This is a genomic window from Streptomyces sp. R28, from assembly GCF_041052385.1.
In the GTDB taxonomy this organism is placed as follows: domain Bacteria; phylum Actinomycetota; class Actinomycetes; order Streptomycetales; family Streptomycetaceae; genus Streptomyces.
On the sequence record NZ_CP163439.1, the window covers coordinates 7669788 to 7688447 of the forward strand.

General features: G+C 67.8%; 12 protein-coding genes and 1 rRNA gene. 10 read left to right on the top strand and 3 right to left on the bottom strand.

What is annotated here, in order from left to right; translation table 11 throughout:
• Positions 1-146: 146 nt before the first annotated feature.
• Entirely contained in the window at positions 147-4088 is a 3942-nt protein-coding gene (gene eccCa / locus AB5J49_RS34535; RefSeq protein ID WP_369172774.1) for a type VII secretion protein EccCa, read from the bottom strand.
• A gap of 278 nt (positions 4089-4366) precedes the next feature.
• Here eccCa and eccD point away from each other — a divergent pair, with 278 nt between their 5' ends.
• From eccD to AB5J49_RS34565, 6 genes are all read left to right on the top strand, one after another.
• Positions 4367-5824, top strand: a complete 1458-nt coding sequence (eccD, locus tag AB5J49_RS34540) for a type VII secretion integral membrane protein EccD (RefSeq protein WP_369172775.1) — start codon at positions 4367-4369, stop codon at positions 5822-5824.
• Between the two features lie 200 nt (positions 5825-6024).
• Positions 6025-6312 carry a 30S ribosomal protein S15 gene (gene rpsO / locus AB5J49_RS34545; protein WP_003993372.1) on the top strand — a complete coding sequence of 96 codons (288 nt, stop codon included), beginning with the start codon at positions 6025-6027 and terminating at the stop codon, positions 6310-6312.
• Positions 6313-6644: 332 nt separating this feature from the next.
• Entirely contained in the window at positions 6645-8867 is a 2223-nt protein-coding gene (locus AB5J49_RS34550; protein WP_369172776.1) for a polyribonucleotide nucleotidyltransferase, read from the top strand.
• Entirely contained in the window at positions 8864-10243 is a 1380-nt protein-coding gene (locus AB5J49_RS34555) for a M16 family metallopeptidase (protein WP_369172777.1), read from the top strand. Before AB5J49_RS34550 ends, AB5J49_RS34555 begins: the two co-directional genes overlap by 4 nt.
• Before the next feature lie 54 nt (positions 10244-10297).
• The gene (gene dapB, locus AB5J49_RS34560; RefSeq protein ID WP_369172778.1) at positions 10298-11050 is read left to right on the top strand and encodes a 4-hydroxy-tetrahydrodipicolinate reductase; all 753 of its coding nucleotides are present in this window, start codon (positions 10298-10300) and stop codon (positions 11048-11050) included.
• Between the two features lie 14 nt (positions 11051-11064).
• A complete protein-coding gene (locus tag AB5J49_RS34565) occupies positions 11065-11517 on the top strand; it encodes a hypothetical protein (protein ID WP_369172779.1) in 453 nt (150 codons plus the stop codon).
• 83 nt (positions 11518-11600) lie between these two features.
• On the opposite strand, the gene AB5J49_RS34570 is transcribed toward AB5J49_RS34565, so the two are convergent.
• Both AB5J49_RS34570 and AB5J49_RS34575 read right to left on the bottom strand, forming a co-directional pair.
• Positions 11601-12155 (bottom strand): PH domain-containing protein, encoded by a 555-nt coding sequence (locus tag AB5J49_RS34570; RefSeq protein ID WP_369172780.1) that lies wholly within the window; start codon positions 12153-12155, stop codon positions 11601-11603.
• Between the two features lie 91 nt (positions 12156-12246).
• Positions 12247-12483, bottom strand: a complete 237-nt coding sequence (locus AB5J49_RS34575) for a hypothetical protein (protein WP_369172781.1) — start codon at positions 12481-12483, stop codon at positions 12247-12249.
• A 199-nt stretch (positions 12484-12682) separates the two neighbouring features.
• Between AB5J49_RS34575 and thyX the strand changes: the two genes are divergently transcribed.
• The 4 genes from thyX to AB5J49_RS34595 all read left to right on the top strand — a co-directional run bounded on the left by thyX (position 12683) and on the right by AB5J49_RS34595 (position 18406).
• Positions 12683-13423 (top strand): FAD-dependent thymidylate synthase, encoded by a 741-nt coding sequence (gene thyX / locus AB5J49_RS34580; protein ID WP_369172782.1) that lies wholly within the window; start codon positions 12683-12685, stop codon positions 13421-13423.
• A gap of 211 nt (positions 13424-13634) precedes the next feature.
• A complete protein-coding gene (dapA, locus tag AB5J49_RS34585; RefSeq protein ID WP_369172783.1) occupies positions 13635-14534 on the top strand; it encodes a 4-hydroxy-tetrahydrodipicolinate synthase in 900 nt (299 codons plus the stop codon).
• Positions 14535-14688: 154 nt separating this feature from the next.
• Positions 14689-16374 (top strand): ribonuclease J, encoded by a 1686-nt coding sequence (locus tag AB5J49_RS34590; protein ID WP_369172784.1) that lies wholly within the window; start codon positions 14689-14691, stop codon positions 16372-16374.
• Between the two features lie 506 nt (positions 16375-16880).
• Positions 16881-18406, top strand: a 16S ribosomal RNA gene (locus AB5J49_RS34595).
• Positions 18407-18660 lie beyond the last annotated feature (254 nt).

Here is an 18660-nt window from a genome sequence, read left to right on the forward strand (position 1 = left end):
GCACAACTGCCCCCCCGTGGCTCGTCATTTCTGTCGTGACCCCACCTTAACGGCGCGCCCACCGGCAACGAAGAGGGGCGGCACCCTCGCGGGTGCCGCCCCTCCTGCTCGACCGGCCTTCACATGACCGTCCGGCTGACCGTCCCTCAGAACCGGTTCGGCAGCCACCCCGTCTGAACCAGCTGCCCACCGCGTCGGCGCGTGTGGAAGTACCCACGGCCGGGCGGCAGTTGCGTCGCCGTGATGTTGCCCAGCAGCGCGCCCTCCGCACGGTCGCCGGAGAGCACGAGGCCCTGGGCGCCGAGCTCGCGCAGACGCTGCATCACCGGCTCGTACAGCGACCGGCTGGCACCGCCCGAGGCACGCGCGATGATGACGCGCAGGCCGACGTCACGGGCGAAGGGCAGGTACTCCAGGAGCGGGGCCAGCGGGTTCACGCCGGTCGCCACCAGGTCGTAGTCGTCGACGATGACGAACGCGTCCGGGCTGCTGTACCAACTGCGGTTGCGCAGCTGCTCGGGCGTGACGTCCGGGCCCGGCATACGACGGCTGAGCGAGCCGGCCAGGCCCTCCAGCGTCTCCGAGAGAGCCGGCGCCGAGGCGCAGTAGCGCGACAGGTGCGTCTCCGGGACGCCCTCCAGGTGGGCGCGCCGGTAGTCACCCATGACGATCTTCGCCTGGTCCGGCGTGTAGCGCTCGCAGATCTGCTTGATGAGCAGCCGCAGCATCGCGGACTTACCGGACTCGCTCTCACCGAACACGATGAAGTGCGGGTCCGTCTCGAAGTCGACGAAGACCGGCGAGAGCGACGACTCGTCGATGCCGATGGCGACACCGCGGTCGGGGTGCTCGAAGCCCTTGGGCAGCCGGTCCGACGACAGCATCGTGGGCAGCAGCCGCACGGCCGGAGCGTGGTTGCCCTGCCAGTTGTCGTTGATGCCGCGGATGAGGATCGACGTCGCCTCGGACAGGTCGTCCGTCTCCGAGGAGCCGTCGACGCGCGGCAGCGCCGCCATGAAGTGCAGCTTGTCCTGGGTCAGACCACGGCCCGGGACGGTGGCGGGGACGTTCTGCGCGACCTTGCGGTCGATCTCCGACTCCGTCGGGTCACCGAGGCGCAGCTCGATACGGTTCTGCAGCATGTCCTTGAGCGCGGGCCGCACTTCGGTGTAGCGGCTCGCCGTCAGGATCACGTGCACACCGAAGCCGAGGCCGCGCGTCGCGATCTCCGTGACGGTGGCCTCGAGCATCTCGTAGTCCGTCTTGAACGTGGCCCAGCCGTCGATGACGAGGAACACGTCGCCCCAGGGCTGGTCCGGCAGCTGGCCGGCGTTCCGGCGCTGACGGTAGGTCTGGATCGAGTCGACGTTGTTCGCGCGGAAGTACTCCTCGCGCGCGTTCAGGATGCCCTCGACCTCGCTGACCGTACGGCGCACCTTCTCGGCGTCGAGACGGTTGGCGACCCCGCCGACGTGCGCCAGCCCCTCCATCGAGATCAGACCGCCACCACCGAAGTCCAGGCAGTAGAACTGCACTTCGGAGGGGGTGTGGGTCAGGGCGAACGACGAGATGAGCGTGCGCAGAAGCGTCGACTTGCCGGACTGCGGACCACCGACGAACAGACCGTGACCGGCACCGCCCGCGAAGTCCCGGTACAGCACGTCACGCCGCTGCTCGAACGGCTTGTCCACCAGACCGACCGGCACGTTGAGCCGGCCGAGCGCCGTGTAGTCGGGCGCGGTCAGACCGCGCTCCGGGCTGACGGCGAGCTGCGGGAGCGTCTGCTCCAGCGAGGGCGCCTCCTCCAGCGGGGGCAGCCACACCTGGTGGGCGGGCGGGCCCTGGTTGATCATCCGGCCGACGAGGACGTCCAGGACGGTGTCGGCGAGCGCGTCGTCCACCCGGTTGTCGGGCTCCGGCTCCTCGATCACCGGCTGCGGAGGCAGCGCCACGTGCTCCGCCGAGAACAGCGCGGGCCGCAACTGCGTCGAGCGGTGCACCCGGGAGGGGCCCTCACCGTGGTAGGCCCCGGACACGTACGCCGCCTTGAAGCGGACCATGGTGTCGGTGTCGTACCGCAGATAACCGGAACCGGGGATCGACGGCAGGTGATAGGCGTCCGGGACACCGATCGCCGTACGGGACTCGGCGGCGGAGAAGGTCCGCAGGCCGATCCGGTACGACAGGTAGGTGTCCAGGCCGCGCAGCTTGCCCTCTTCCAGTCGCTGCGACGCCAGGAGCAGGTGGACACCCAGCGAACGGCCGATACGACCGATCTGGATGAACATGTCGATGAAGTCCGGCTTGGCCGTGAGGAGTTCGGAGAACTCGTCGAGCACGATCACCAGCGAGGCCATCGGCTCCAGCGCGGCGCCCGCGGCCCGGGCCTTCTCGTAGTCGTGCAGGTTGGCGTAGTTGCCGGCCGAGCGCAGCAGCTCCTGACGGCGCTGCGTCTCACCCATGATCGAGTCACGCATACGGTCGACGAGGGTGAGGTCGTCCGCGAGGTTGGTGATGACGGCCGCGGTGTGCGGCATGTCCGCCATGCCCGCGAAGGTCGCACCACCCTTGAAGTCCGCGAGGATGAAGTTCAGCGTCTCCGAGGAGTGCGTCACCGCGAGACCGAGCACCAGCGTGCGCAGCACCTCGGACTTACCGGAACCGGTGGCGCCGACGCACAGACCGTGCGGGCCCATGCCCTCCTGCGAGGCCTCCTTGAGGTCCAGCATGACCGGCTCGCCGTTCTCGCCGACACCGATCGGCACCCGCAGCCGCTCGTGCAGCGTGCGCGGACGCCAGGTGCGGGAGACGTCGACGGTGCCCGCGTCACCGATGCCCATGAGGTCCGTGAAGTCCAGGTTGGACAGGAGGGGTTCGCCCTCCTCCGCGGAGCCGACCCGGAAGGGGGCGAGCTGCCGCGCCAGGGAGTCGGCCTGCGCCGGGTTCAGCAGGTCGGGCCTGCCGGTGTACGCGGACTCGTGGCCGACGAACAGCTGCATCCGGTTCGGCTTCACATAGGCCGTCAGGCCGGCACGCAGCTCCTCCTCCAGCTCGCCGGGGGAGATCTCCAGGAAGGTGACGCCTTGGAGGCCTTCGCTGCTGGCGAGTTCGGAGTCCGGCGGCACGGTGCCGCCGTCGAGCACCACGATCAGGTGGGGCTGGTCGTAGACGGGGTTCGCCTCACGGTTCCAGCGGGGCCTGTCGTCCAGCTGGTCCGCGAGCGCCTCCTCCAGCTCACCGAGGTCGTCGAAGAGGAGCCGGGTCGAGCCCGCTCCGTCCTTGGCCTTCGGGTGCTGGCTGTGCGGCAGCCACTTGATCCAGTCCCAGTCCGTCGCCGCGGAGGGGTGCGCCACCACCGCGATCATCAGGTCCTCGGGCGAGTGCAGCGTCGCCAGCTGGGACAGGGTCGCACGGGCGTTGCCGTAGACCGTGTCGGTGTCTCCGCAGATCGTCACGTGGTAGAAGGCACGCAGCGAGATGGAGACGGGCAGATCGTGCAGACTGCCGTGCGCGTCGAGGAAGGCCTTCATGGCCGCCGCGGTCAGCGGTTCGAGCTCGTCCTTGGGCGCCGTTTCCGGGGCGACGAGCGGAGTGTTCAGCTGCTGGGTGCCGCGGCCGATCCGTACCGAGGCGAAGTCCGCGTCGGTCGGGCGCCGCTCCCACAGCCGCTTGCCGTCGGCCGCGACGGCCCACAGCTGCTCCGGGTCGGGATGCTGGAAGAGCTGGCTGCGGCGCTGCAGTTCAGCGGTCTTGTGCACGTCCTTGCGGACCTGCTCGAGGTAGCGGAAGTAGTCCCGCCGGTCCTGGGCCATGCCTGCGCCGGGCCCCTGCCGGGCCTTGGCGATCTGGGCGACCATCATGGCCACGGTCGAGGCCAGCATGAGGCCGCCGACGACCTTCATGTAGGACTGGCCGGCTGTGAAGAAGAAGGCGACGGAACCCAGCATGCCCATCATGGGCAGCATGTTCATCAGCATGCTGTCGTCGCCCTCGCGCGGAATCTCGGGCGGCGTCTCGAGTTTGACCTCGCCGTCCGGGACGGCCGGTGGCACTGTCCGCGGTGGTCGTTTGATGATGACGACGCTCACCGATGCACTCATCCTTCGCGATTGATACGTGATACGTCCTGGCACCGACGCCCCCGTTGTACCGCGACGTGATTCTCGTTCGCGTAGGCGTCGTTCGCGTAGGCGTCGATCCTACTGATGCGCTCAGTGCCCCAGTGAGGCAGGCGGATGGAGATGCGGCGCAGGTCCTGGGAGGAATGGGGGAGGGCGGTCCTGTAGCGGGAGCGGCAACGGATATGGTGGCGCTCCGCGTCGTACGAGCGGCGTGAGGAAGCCTTGTCTAGCAGGGGGAACACCAGGTGAGCACGGGGACTTCGACAGGTTTCTGCCGAATCACCATCGCAGCACCGGACAGCCGTGTAGATGTCGCGCTGCCGGAGGACCTGCCGATCCAGGACCTCTTTCCCGAGATCATCAGGCTCTCGGGCCTGGTCCAGTCCGACACCAGCCCCTCCGGTTATCACCTTGTGACCCGCGAGGGCCAAGTGCTCGACGCGAGCCGTTCGTTGCTCGAACACCGCGTCAGGGACGGTGAGGTGTTGCTGCTGCGCACCTTCGCCGATTCGCTGCCACCGGCCGTCCACGACGACGTGGTGGACGCGATCGCCGCCGCGGTCAAGCAGGACATGCGCAGCTGGAACGACAACCTGATGCGGGTCGCCGGCCTCGTCGCGGGGTCGCTGCTGCTGATCATGCTGGGCTTCGTCTTCTGGTTCGCGGACCCGATCCGGCACGACATGCACGGCCTGCCGGGCATCCTCGCCGGCGTGACCGCGCTCGCCCTGACGGCACTCGCCGGTGTACGGGCCCGGGTGTACGACGACCGGGGCTCCGCCGTCGCGCTCGGCATCTCGGCGCTGCCGCACGCCCTCATCGCGGGCTCCGGTGCCATCGCCCAGGACGCGGGTGAAGGTCCCGGCAGGATCCAGTTCCTCGTCGGCTGTGTCGCCGTACTGCTCTGCTCCGTCGTACTGATCATGCTGCTGCCGCAGGGCGACGCCCCGTTCGTGGCCGCCGCGCTGGCCTCGGCGATCGGCACGCTCGCCGTGTTCTGCGGTGTGCTCACCGAGGCGGAGCCGCGGGAGATCGCCGCCGGCACCTCGGTCGTCGCCCTCGCGGTCGTCGGCTTCCTACCCGGCTGGTCGGCCCGCTTCGCCAAGCTGCCGATCGGCTTCCGTAACCCCGAGGACCTGGCCCGGGCCCGTCGCGAGGGCCGCGACGGCGACCTCGAGGCCGTCGACGTCCAGCGCATCGTCGCCCAGACCAGCCGCGGCCACGAGTTGCTGCTCGGCCTGGTCGGCGGTTGCGCCGCCGTCGTGATCGGCGCGGGCGGCGCCGTGCTCGGCTTCAGCAGCAGCGGCTGGGCCCAGCTGCTGGCCCTGTGCACCGGCCTCGCCGCGATGCTGCGGGCGCGCCTGTTCCGCTACACCGCGCAGGTCACCTGCCTGTTCGTGGCCGGTGTCGTCACGCTCGCCCTGCTGGTCCTCGGCCTCGCGATCTCGCCGCCGGCCGACATCATCATGGAACTGCTCCAGGGAGACTCCGGCCCGGTCAACGTACGGACCCTGTGGCTCGGCGCCTCCGTCGGGGTCGGCGTGCTCCTGCTGATCGCGATCGCCCTGATCGTCCCGCAGAAGGGGCTCTCCCCCTTCTGGGGCCGCATGCTGGACCTGGCCGACTCGCTGGTGCTGCTGTCCCTGATCCCGATCTGCCTGGCCGTCCTCGACATCTACGCCAAGGTCCGCGGCGGCCTCTGACCGGCGCGGCGCCGCCGGGGACCGTCTGTCAAGGGCGTGCCTGTGTGCTGGTACGCTGTGTGACGGCCGTTTGTGTACGCGCCTCCGGGTTCGCCTGGGGGATGCGCCCAGCGGATCCCCGCCTCCCGAGTAACGGAAGCTCCCCCGAGACACAGACCGGGGGCACTCGGTGGCCACTGAAAAGACTACGAGGAGTACGCGTGCCGCTCGACGCCGCTACGAAGAAGCAGATCATCACCGAGTTCGGTCAGAAGGAGGGCGACACCGGCTCTCCCGAGGTCCAGGTCGCCATGCTTTCGCGCCGGATCTCGGACCTGACCGAGCACCTCAAGACCCACAAGCACGACCACCACTCCCGTCGTGGTCTGCTGATCCTGGTCGGTCAGCGTCGCCGCCTTCTCCAGTACCTGGCGAAGAAGGACATCCAGCGCTTCCGTGCGCTGGTCGACCGCCTCGGCATCCGCCGTGGTGCGGCGGGCGCCAAGTAAGACGCCGTGAGGGGAGCGGTTCCCGAAGAGATCGGGAGCCGCTCCTTTTGCTGTACGTGCGGAACGTCAACCGCGCGTGCGGAAACATGCGAAGTGTCACACACGCTTTGTAGTGTGGTAGCACAACGCAGTACGCATGACACAGCACGACAAGAAGAGGAGAAGCGCGCCTAGCCGCCGCCGGTCCTCGGTAGTGGCCCCCGGGGGAAGCGAGCCCCGGGTGCTTCGATCGAAGACCGGCCCGCACCGCACGGAGCGCTTCTCCGCCACCGTCCCCCTGCCACACGGGCAGCGACGGGACAAAAGACGACAAAGTAACGGAGAAAACGCTAGTGGAGAACGAGACCCACTACGCCGAGGCCGTCATCGACAACGGCTCCTTCGGCACCCGCACCATCCGCTTCGAGACGGGCCGCCTGGCCAAGCAGGCCGCCGGCTCCGCCGTGGCGTACCTGGACGACGACACCATGGTGCTGTCGGCCACCACCGCCTCCAAGAACCCCAAGGACCAGCTCGACTTCTTCCCCCTGACGGTGGACGTCGAGGAGCGGATGTACGCCGCCGGCAAGATCCCCGGCAGCTTCTTCCGCCGTGAGGGCCGTCCCTCCGAGGACGCCATCCTCACCTGCCGCCTCATCGACCGCCCGCTGCGCCCGTCCTTCAAGAAGGGCCTGCGCAACGAGATCCAGGTCGTCGCCACGATCATGGCGCTCAACCCCGACCACCTGTACGACGTCGTGGCGATCAACGCCGCCTCCGCGTCCACGCAGCTGGCCGGTCTGCCCTTCTCCGGCCCGATCGGCGGCGTCCGCGTCGCGCTGATCAACGGCCAGTGGGTGGCCTTCCCGACGCACACCGAGCTCGAGGACGCCGTCTTCGACATGGTCGTCGCGGGCCGCGCCCTGGAGGACGGCGACGTCGCGATCATGATGGTCGAGGCCGAGGCCACCGAGAAGACCATCCAGCTGGTCAAGGGCGGTGCCGAGGCGCCGACCGAGGAGGTCGTCGCCGCCGGTCTGGACGCCGCGAAGCCCTTCATCAAGGTGCTCTGCAAGGCCCAGGCCGACCTCGCCGCGAAGGCCGCCAAGCCGACCGGCGAGTTCCCGGTCTTCCTCGACTACCAGGACGACGTCCTGGAGGCGCTCACTGCCGCCGTCAAGCCGGAGCTCGCCTCCGCGCTGACCATCGCGGGCAAGCAGGAGCGCGAGTCCGAGCTGGACCGCGTCAAGGCGCTCGCCGCCGAGAAGCTCCTGCCGGAGTTCGAGGGCCGCGAGAAGGAGATCTCCGCCGCGTACCGCTCGCTGACCAAGACCCTGGTCCGTGAGCGCGTCATCAAGGAGAAGAAGCGCATCGACGGCCGCGGTGTCACCGACATCCGCACCCTGGCCGCCGAGGTCGAGGCCATCCCGCGCGTGCACGGCTCCGCCGTGTTCGAGCGTGGCGAGACCCAGATCCTGGGCGTCACCACCCTGAACATGCTCCGCATGGAGCAGCAGCTGGACACCCTCTCCCCGGTGACCCGCAAGCGCTACATGCACAACTACAACTTCCCGCCGTACTCCACCGGCGAGACCGGCCGCGTCGGCTCCCCGAAGCGCCGCGAGATCGGCCACGGCGCCCTCGCCGAGCGCGCCCTCGTGCCGGTCCTGCCGACGCGCGAGGAGTTCCCCTACGCGATCCGCCAGGTCTCCGAGGCGCTGAGCTCCAACGGCTCGACGTCCATGGGCTCGGTCTGCGCCTCCACCATGTCGCTGCTGAACGCCGGTGTGCCGCTGAAGGCCCCCGTCGCCGGTATCGCCATGGGCCTGATCTCCCAGGAGATCGAGGGTGAGACGCACTACGTCACCCTCACCGACATCCTCGGTGCGGAAGACGCCTTCGGCGACATGGACTTCAAGGTCGCCGGCACCAAGGAGTTCGTGACCGCCCTCCAGCTCGACACCAAGCTGGACGGCATCCCGGCCTCCGTCCTGGCCGCCGCTCTCAAGCAGGCCCGTGACGCCCGCCTCCACATCCTCGACGTGATGATGGAAGCGATCGACACGCCGGACGAGATGTCCCCGAACGCCCCGCGGATCATCACCGTCAAGATCCCCGTGGACAAGATCGGCGAGGTCATCGGCCCCAAGGGCAAGATGATCAACCAGATCCAGGAGGACACCGGCGCCGACATCACGATCGAGGACGACGGCACCATCTACATCGGTGCGGTCGACGGTCCCTCCGCCGAGGCGGCCCGCACCACGATCAACTCGATCGCCAACCCGACGATGCCCGAGGTCGGCGAGCGCTACCTGGGCACGGTCGTGAAGACGACCACCTTCGGCGCGTTCGTCTCGCTCCTGCCCGGCAAGGACGGTCTGCTGCACATCTCGCAGATCCGCAAGCTGGCCGGCGGAAAGCGCGTGGAGAACGTCGAGGACGTCCTCGGCGTGGGCGCGAAGGTTCAGGTCGAGATCGCCGAGATCGACTCGCGCGGCAAGCTCTCGCTCGTCCCCGTGGTCGAGGGCGAAGAAGACGCCGCGGACGACAAGAAGGACGACGCCGACAAGTGACGTCGAGTAGCTCCACGGCGACGGCCCGCACCTCTTCGGAGGCGCGGGCCGTCGCCCGTACCCAAACCCTCATCAAGGGCGCCAACGGCATCGGTACGGTCCGTAAGACCACCCTCCCCGGCGGCCTGCGCATCGTCACCGAAACCCTGCCCTCGGTCCGTTCCGCGACCTTCGGCATCTGGGCGCACGTCGGCTCCCGCGACGAGACCCCGGCTCTGAACGGCGCCACGCACTACTTGGAGCACCTGCTCTTCAAGGGCACGACCCGCAGGTCCGCCCTGGACATTTCCTCCGCCATCGACGCCGTCGGCGGCGAGATGAACGCGTTCACGGCGAAGGAGTACACGTGCTACTACGCGCGCGTGCTCGACGCCGACCTGCCGCTGGCCATAGACGTCGTCTGCGACATGCTGACGGGCTCCCTCATCCTCGAAGAGGACGTCAACGTCGAGCGGGGCGCGATCCTCGAAGAGATCGCCATGACCGAGGACGACCCGGGCGACTGTGTGCACGACCTGTTCGCGCACACCATGTTCGGCGACAACCCCCTCGGCCGCCCGGTCCTCGGCACGGTCGACACCGTCAACGCCCTCACCGCCGACCGCATCCGCCGCTTCTACAAGAAGCACTACGACCCGACCCACCTGGTCGTGGCGGCCGCGGGCAACGTCGACCACAACAAGGTCGTACGACAGGTCCGCGCGGCCTTCGAGAAGGCGGGCGCCTTCAAGAACGGCGACGCCGCGCCCATCGCTCCGCGCAACGGCCGTCGAGCCCTGCGCACCACGGGCCGCGTCGAGCTCATCGGACGCAAGACCGAGCAGGCCCATGTCGTGCTCGGCATGCCCGGCCTGTCCCGCACGGACGAGCGCCGCTGGGCCCTGGGCGTGCTGAACACGGCACTGGGCGGCGGCATGTCCTCCCGCCTGTTCCAGGAGGTCCGCGAGAAGCGCGGCCTGGCCTACAGCGTGTACTCCTACACCTCCGGCTTCGCCGACTGCGGCCTGTTCGGCGTGTACGCGGGCTGCAGGCCGTCGCAGGTCCACGACGTGCTGAAGATCTGCCGCGACGAACTCGACCACGTCGCCGAACACGGCCTGTCCGACGACGAGATCGGCCGCGCCATCGGCCAGCTCCGCGGCTCCACCGTCCTCGGCCTGGAGGACACCGGCGCGCTGATGAACCGCATCGGCAAGAGCGAGCTGTGCTGGGGCGAGCAGATGTCCGTCGACGACATGCTGGCCCGGATAGCGGCGGTGACCCCGGACGACGTCCGTTCGGTCGCCCGCGAGATCCTGGGACAGCGGCCCTCGCTGTCGGTCATCGGCCCGCTGAAGGACAAGCAGGCGGCCCGGCTGCACGACGCGGGCGCCTGACCGGTCCGCCCTCGGAACATCCGATGGAACATCCGACCTAAGGAAGCAAGAGAGATGAGCAAGCTGCGCGTGGCGGTCCTCGGTGCCAAGGGCCGCATCGGCTCCGAGGCCGTACGGGCGGTCGAGGCCGCCGAGGACATGGAGCTGGTCGCCGCCCTGAGCCGGGGCGACAAGCTGGAGTCCCTGGCGGAGACCGGCGCCCAGGTCGCGGTCGAACTGACCACGCCGGACTCGGTGATGGCCAACCTCGACTACTGCGTGAACCACGGCATCCACGCGGTCGTCGGCACGACGGGCTGGACCGACGAGCGCCTCGCGCAGCTGAAGGGCTGGCTGTCCGCCTCCCCTGAGACAGGCGTGCTCATCGCACCGAACTTCTCCATCGGCGCCGTCCTGACGATGAAGTTCGCGCAGATCGCGGCGCCCTACTTCGAGTCGGTCGAGGTGGTCGAACTGCACCACCCGAAGAAGGTCGACGCCCCTTCCGGCACCGCCACCCGCACCGCCCAGCTCATCGCCGAGGCCCGCCGCGCCGCCGGCACGGCCCCGGCACCGGACGCCACCGAGACCGCCCTCGACGGCGCGCGCGGTGCCAGCGTCGACGGCGTCCCGGTGCACGCCGTCCGCCTGCGCGGCCTGCTGGCCCACCAGGAGGTCCTGCTCGGCGGCGAGGGCGAGACCCTGACCATCCGCCACGACTCCCTCCATCACAGCAGCTTCATGCCGGGCATCCTGCTCGGCGCGCGCCGCGTGGTGACCACTCCGGGCCTGACCTTCGGCCTGGAGCACTTCCTGGACCTCGGCTGACACGAGGCTCACAGATGCGCGCGAAGATCTCCTACGCCATAACGGCCGCCGTCCTGGTCGTCTACTTCGTCCTGGTCGGCAGCCGTGGCGTGATGCTCGTCCAGTCCGGCACGCTCCTCACCGTCACCTTCGGCGTGGCGGTGCTGATCCTGCCGGTGATCGGCGTGTGGTTCCTGTGGAAGAACACCCAGTTCGTCCGCAGGGCCAATGCTCTCCCCGCCGAACTCGACGCCGAGGGCGGCCTGCCCGTCGACGAGTTGAAGCGCACCCCCGGCGGCCGTATCGACCGCGACTCGGCCGACGAGGTCTTCGCCAGGCGCAAGGCCGAGACGGAAGTGGCCCCCGACGACTGGCGCAGCTGGTTCCGCCTCGCCATCGCTTACCACGACGCCCGCGACACCCCGCGCGCCCGTAAGGCGATGCAACGGGCCATCGCCCTGCACGACGGCAGGACCGTCGAGGCCTGAGCCTTGCGACGAAGGTCAGCCGTACGTCGAAGGGGCCGGCCCGCACTGACTGCGGACCGGCCCCTTCGACGTGCCTGGCGGGCTCAGCCGCGCGTGTTCTCCGCGGCCCACGCCTCGACCGCGTCGGTGGCCCGGTCGAACGCCGCGACCCGCCCCAGGAAGTCCGCATTGTGCGTGGTCATCAGCGTCGGCATGCCCTCCGCCGCCCGGTCCCGCCGTACGAGCATCAGCGCCTGTCCCTGAACGGTTCGCGGCAATCCCAGCCAGCGCACCGGCTGCTGCACCGTCCGCACGGCGACGACCTGCTCCCAGGGCACCGTGCGCGTGACGAGGAAGCTCACCTGGCGCAGCCCGTGCGGGCTCACCCACACACCCATGCGCAGCAGCCGCAGGGCACCGGCGATGACGAGCAGCGCGATACCGAAGACGACCCCAGCCTCGGTCAGCGTGCCGGTCAGGGCGATGACGACCGCCGCGAACAGCACGTACGAGGCGAGCAGCAACCACAGCGCCGCCACGCCCACCCGGCACGGCCCGGGACGGTAAGGGCGCCGCCAGCGGTCACGGTCCTCGAAGGGCAGCGCGACATCGTCGGCTGCCTCGAACGCGCGGTCGGCCGTCAGGAAGGGCAGGGGCACGGCTGGTCCTCACTCAATCCATGCATGGGCTGTGCCCGGTGAGGCTATCGACCTGTGTCCCCGCCCACCACCCTTGGGGGTCCGGACGAGGTCAGTGCCCCTGGGAGGCCTGTGACTGCTGAGTCTGCGTGGCGGTGTCGGTGGACAACGCCGGCATGCCGACCACCAGCGAGCCGACCAGCGCGGCGATGATGGTGAGGCCCAGCAGCCAGCGCCCGGCCATCTGGCCGGCGGACGACCGCTGACGAGGTGGGGGAGTGACATCACTGCGGAACCTGTCGGCCTCGGCAAGGAAGGCGAACGGGACGGGCTCGCGCCGACGGAACATCGGGGGGCTTCTCCTCTCGGGATCGTGTGGGTGACCGTCACCAACACAGACGAGCGAGTGCCCCAAAAGGTGCCCGGTTTCACCGAATTCACAGAAATTCGCCGCCGTATGTCGCGACCCGGCACCGAACGCCCCGTTGTCAGTGCCGGGCCGTAGAGTGGGCGCCGCCCAGAGAAGTGATGGAAGGACCCTCCGAGCCGTGACCGACACCCCCGCCGACGACCTCAAGCCCAGTTTCCGCAGTGACGTCTCCGTCGAGCTGGTCAAGCACAGCGCGGCCGACTCCGACGTGCTGTGGGCCGCCCGCGTCTCCACCGCCGGCGAGCAGTCCCTGGAGGAGCTGCAGAAGGACCCCGAGCGCTCCAAGGGACTGATCAACTACCTGATGCGGGACCGGCACGGCAGCCCCTTCGAGCACAACTCGATGACCTTCTTCATCAGCGCCCCGATCTTCGTCTTCCGCGAGTTCATGCGGCACCGCGTGGGCTGGTCGTACAACGAGGAGAGCGGCCGCTACCGCGAGCTCCAGCCCGCCTTCTACGTCCCCGGCGAGTCCCGCAAGCTGGTCCAGGAGGGCCGCCCGGGCAAGTACGTCTTCGTGGAGGGCACCCAGGCCCAGCAGGAGCTGGTCGGCCGTGTCATGGAGGACTCGTACCGGGAGTCGTACGAGGCCTACCAGGAGATGCTCGCCGCCGGCGTCGCCCGCGAGGTGGCCCGCGCGGTCCTCCCGGTCGGCCTGTTCTCCTCGATGTACGCCACCTGCAACGCCCGCTCCCTGATGCACTTCCTCGGCCTGCGCACCCAGCACGAGCTGGCCAAGGTCCCGTCCTTCCCGCAGCGGGAGATCGAGATGGTGGGCGAGAAGATGGAAGCGGAGTGGGCCAAGCTCATGCCGCTGACGTACGCCGCCTTCAATGCGAACGGTCGTGTGGCGCCGTAGCGCACCGCCTTCCCCGGCCGGGCACGGCCGCACGGCCCAGTCCCGCAAGGTGTCCGTATTGCGGCATTTAGAGAAGTTCATCTAGCCTGATCAAACGGACCCGGCACTGCTTGAACCCCCGAGCAGGCAGTGCCGGGCTCCATCTTTGTCCTGACTTTTCCGCACCCCCCTAGGGCAGACCAGGCCGTGCGCAACGAGTAGCGTGTAACCCATGGCTCCGACCTCCACTCCGCAGACCCCCTTTGGGCGGGTCCTCACCGCCATGATCACGCCCTTCACGGCGGACGACGCACTTGATCTCGACGGCGCGCAGCGGCTCGCCACCCACCTGGTGGACGCTGGCAACGACGGCCTGATCATCAACGGCACCACCGGTGAGTCCCCCACCACCAGCGATGCGGAGAAATCGGACCTGGTGCGAGCGGTACTGGAGGCCGTCGGCGACCGAGCCCACGTCGTGGCCGGCGTCGGCACCAACGACACCCACCACAGCCTGGAGCTCGCCCGCACCGCGGAGAAGGTGGGCGCACACGGGCTCCTGGTCGTCACGCCGTACTACAACAAGCCCCCGCAGGAGGGCCTGTACCGGCACTTCAAGGCCATCGCCGACGCCACCGAGCTGCCGGTCATGCTCTACGACATCCCCGGCCGCAGCGGCGTCCCGATCAACACCGAGACGATCGTCCGCCTCGCCGAGCACCCGAGGATCGTCGCCAACAAGGACGCCAAGGGCGACCTCGGCCGTGCCAGCTGGGCCATCGCCCGCTCCGGCCTCGCCTGGTACTCCGGCGACGACATGCTGAACCTGCCGCTGCTCTCCGTGGGCGCGGTCGGCTTCGTCTCGGTCGTCGGCCACGTGGTCACCCCGGACCTGCGCGCGCTCGTCGAGGCGTACGTCTCCGGCGACGTCCAGAAGGCCACGGAGATCCACCAGAAGCTGCTCCCGGTCTACACCGGCATGTTCCGCACCCAGGGCGTCATGACCACCAAGGCCGCGCTCACCCTCCAGGGCCTGCCCGCCGGACCGCTGCGCGCGCCCATGGCGGAGTGTTCGCCCGAGGAGATCGAGCAGCTCAAGATCGATCTTGCCGCAGGCGGGGTACAGCTCTAGCACCAGACTTCGCGCGCCCGGGCGCGCACCAGACTTCACAACTGAATAAGCGGGCCACCGGTGCCCGCACTCCACAACGACAACTGCTTCTGCACGAACGTCACGCGCGCCACGTGCCCGACCGGTACGTGGCGCGCGTGGTGAGGAGAGTCTTTTGAGTCATCCGCATCCTGAACTCAGCCCGCCCCCGCCGCTCCTCGAAGGCGGCCTGCGGGTCACCCCGCTCGGCGGCCTCGGCGAAATCGGCCGAAACATGACGGTCTTCGAGTACGGCGGCCGCCTGCTGATCGTCGACTGCGGAGTGCTCTTCCCCGAGGAGGAGCAGCCCGGAATCGACCTGATCCTGCCGGACTTCTCGTCCATCCGGGACCGCCTCGACGACATCGAGGGCATCGTCCTCACCCACGGACACGAGGACCACATCGGCGGCGTCCCCTTCCTCCTCCGCGAGAAGCCGGACATCCCACTGATCGGCTCCAAGCTGACCCTCGCGCTCATCGAGGCCAAGCTCCAGGAGCACCGCATCCGCCCGTACACCCTCGAGGTGGCGGAGGGTAACCGCGAGCGCATCGGCCCCTTCGACTGCGAGTTCGTCGCGGTCAACCACTCCATCCCGGACGCCCTGGCGGTAGCCATCCGCACGCCCGCCGGCATGGTGGTCCACACCGGCGACTTCAAGATGGACCAGCTCCCGCTGGACAACCGTCTGACGGATCTCCACGCCTTCGCGCGGCTGAGCGAGGAAGGCATCGACCTCCTCCTCTCCGACTCCACGAACGCGGAGGTCCCGGGCTTCGTCCCGCCCGAGCGCGACATCTCCAACGTCCTGCGCCAGGTGTTCGCGAACGCCCGCAAGCGGATCATCGTGGCGAGCTTCGCCAGCCACATCCACCGCATCCAGCAGATCCTGGACGCGGCCCACGAGTACGGCCGCCGGGTCGCCTTCGTCGGCCGCTCGATGGTCCGCAACATGGGCATTGCCAGGGACCTCGGTTACCTGAAGGTCCCGCCGGGCCTGGTGGTGGACGTCAAGACGCTCGACGACCTGCCGGACAGCGAGGTCGTGCTGGTCTGCACGGGCTCACAGGGCGAGCCGATGGCAGCCCTGTCGAGGATGGCGAACAGGGACCACCAGATCCGGATCGTCGAGGGCGACACGGTGATCCTGGCGTCCTCCCTGATCCCCGGCAACGAGAACGCGGTCTACCGAGTCATCAACGGCCTGACCCGCTGGGGCGCGAACGTCGTCCACAAGGGCAACGCCAAGGTCCACGTCTCGGGCCACGCCTCGGCCGGCGAGCTGCTGTACTTCTACAACATCTGCCGCCCGAAGAACCTGATGCCGGTGCACGGCGAATGGCGCCACCTGCGCGCCAACGCCGAACTGGGCGCCCTGACCGGCGTCCCGCACGACCGGATCGTCATCGCCGAGGACGGCGTCGCCGTCGACCTCATCGAGGGCAAGGCGAAGATCTCCGGCAAGGTGCAGGCGGGCTACGTGTACGTCGACGGCCTTTCGGTCGGCGACGTGGGCGAGCCGGCGCTCAAGGACCGCAAGATCCTCGGCGACGAGGGCATCATCTCCGTCTTCTTGGTGGTGGACTCCTCCACCGGCAAGATCACGGGCGGCCCGCACATCCAGGCCCGCGGATCCGGCATCGAGGACTCCGCCTTCGGGGACGTCATCCCGAAGATCACGGAGACGCTGGAGCGATCGGCCCAGGACGGCGTGGTCGAACCCCACCAGCTGCAGCAGCTGGTGCGCCGCACCCTGGGCAAGTGGGTCTCGGACACGTATCGGCGCAGGCCGATGATCCTCCCTGTCGTGGTGGAGGTCTGACGGTCCGTCGGACGCACGACCGTGTGAACCCGGAGCGGGGCGCCTCGATTTGCATCGAGGCGCCCCGCTCCAGTACGTTTACGGCTCCGCCAGAACGGGAACCCGGCCACCTCGTGCGCCGGAACCAGTCCCCGGAGGGGGCGGGAATTCCGACTCAGAATCTCTGATAAAGTCGGAGTCGCCGGAAAGGGAAACGCGAGAGCGGGAACCTGGAAAGCACCGAGGAAATCGGATCGGAAAAGGATCTGATAGAGTCGGAAACGCAAGACCGAAGGGAAGCGCCCGGAGGAAAGCCCGAGAGGGTGAGTACAAAGGAAGCGTCCGTTCCTTGAGAACTCAACAGCGTGCCAAAAATCAACGCCAGATATGTTGATACCCCGTCTCCGGCCGTCATGGTCGGGACGAGGTTCCTTTGAAAAAACACAGCGAGGACGCTGTGAACGGCCGGGCTTATTCCGCCTGGCTGTTCCGCTCTCGTGATGTGTGGTCCCGATTACGGGAAAACATTCACGGAGAGTTTGATCCTGGCTCAGGACGAACGCTGGCGGCGTGCTTAACACATGCAAGTCGAACGATGAACCACTTCGGTGGGGATTAGTGGCGAACGGGTGAGTAACACGTGGGCAATCTGCCCTTCACTCTGGGACAAGCCCTGGAAACGGGGTCTAATACCGGATATCACTTCCACTCGCATGGGTGGGGGTCGAAAGCTCCGGCGGTGAAGGATGAGCCCGCGGCCTATCAGCTTGTTGGTGAGGTAATGGCTCACCAAGGCGACGACGGGTAGCCGGCCTGAGAGGGCGACCGGCCACACTGGGACTGAGACACGGCCCAGACTCCTACGGGAGGCAGCAGTGGGGAATATTGCACAATGGGCGAAAGCCTGATGCAGCGACGCCGCGTGAGGGATGACGGCCTTCGGGTTGTAAACCTCTTTCAGCAGGGAAGAAGCGAAAGTGACGGTACCTGCAGAAGAAGCGCCGGCTAACTACGTGCCAGCAGCCGCGGTAATACGTAGGGCGCAAGCGTTGTCCGGAATTATTGGGCGTAAAGAGCTCGTAGGCGGCTTGTCACGTCGGGTGTGAAAGCCCGGGGCTTAACCCCGGGTCTGCATTCGATACGGGCTAGCTAGAGTGTGGTAGGGGAGATCGGAATTCCTGGTGTAGCGGTGAAATGCGCAGATATCAGGAGGAACACCGGTGGCGAAGGCGGATCTCTGGGCCATTACTGACGCTGAGGAGCGAAAGCGTGGGGAGCGAACAGGATTAGATACCCTGGTAGTCCACGCCGTAAACGGTGGGAACTAGGTGTTGGCGACATTCCACGTCGTCGGTGCCGCAGCTAACGCATTAAGTTCCCCGCCTGGGGAGTACGGCCGCAAGGCTAAAACTCAAAGGAATTGACGGGGGCCCGCACAAGCAGCGGAGCATGTGGCTTAATTCGACGCAACGCGAAGAACCTTACCAAGGCTTGACATACACCGGAAACGGCCAGAGATGGTCGCCCCCTTGTGGTCGGTGTACAGGTGGTGCATGGCTGTCGTCAGCTCGTGTCGTGAGATGTTGGGTTAAGTCCCGCAACGAGCGCAACCCTTGTCCTGTGTTGCCAGCATGCCCTTCGGGGTGATGGGGACTCACAGGAGACCGCCGGGGTCAACTCGGAGGAAGGTGGGGACGACGTCAAGTCATCATGCCCCTTATGTCTTGGGCTGCACACGTGCTACAATGGCAGGTACAATGAGCTGCGATACCGTGAGGTGGAGCGAATCTCAAAAAGCCTGTCTCAGTTCGGATTGGGGTCTGCAACTCGACCCCATGAAGTCGGAGTTGCTAGTAATCGCAGATCAGCATTGCTGCGGTGAATACGTTCCCGGGCCTTGTACACACCGCCCGTCACGTCACGAAAGTCGGTAACACCCGAAGCCGGTGGCCCAACCCCTTGTGGGAGGGAGCTGTCGAAGGTGGGACTGGCGATTGGGACGAAGTCGTAACAAGGTAGCCGTACCGGAAGGTGCGGCTGGATCACCTCCTTTCTAAGGAGCACTTCTAAGCCGGGCTTGCCTGGTTCAGAGGCCAGTACATCAGCGAATGTCTGATGCTGGTTGCTCATGGGTGGAACGTTGATTATTCGGCACTTTCAGTCATCTCGGGCTGCCAGTACTGCTCTTCGGAGTGTGGAACGCTGATCATGAGTGGCGAGGGTGTCGGGCACGCTGTTGGGTGTCTGAGGGAATGAATTCCCTCGTGATGCCGGCCCCAGTGAACTCGAACCGGTTGGTTCGGGGTG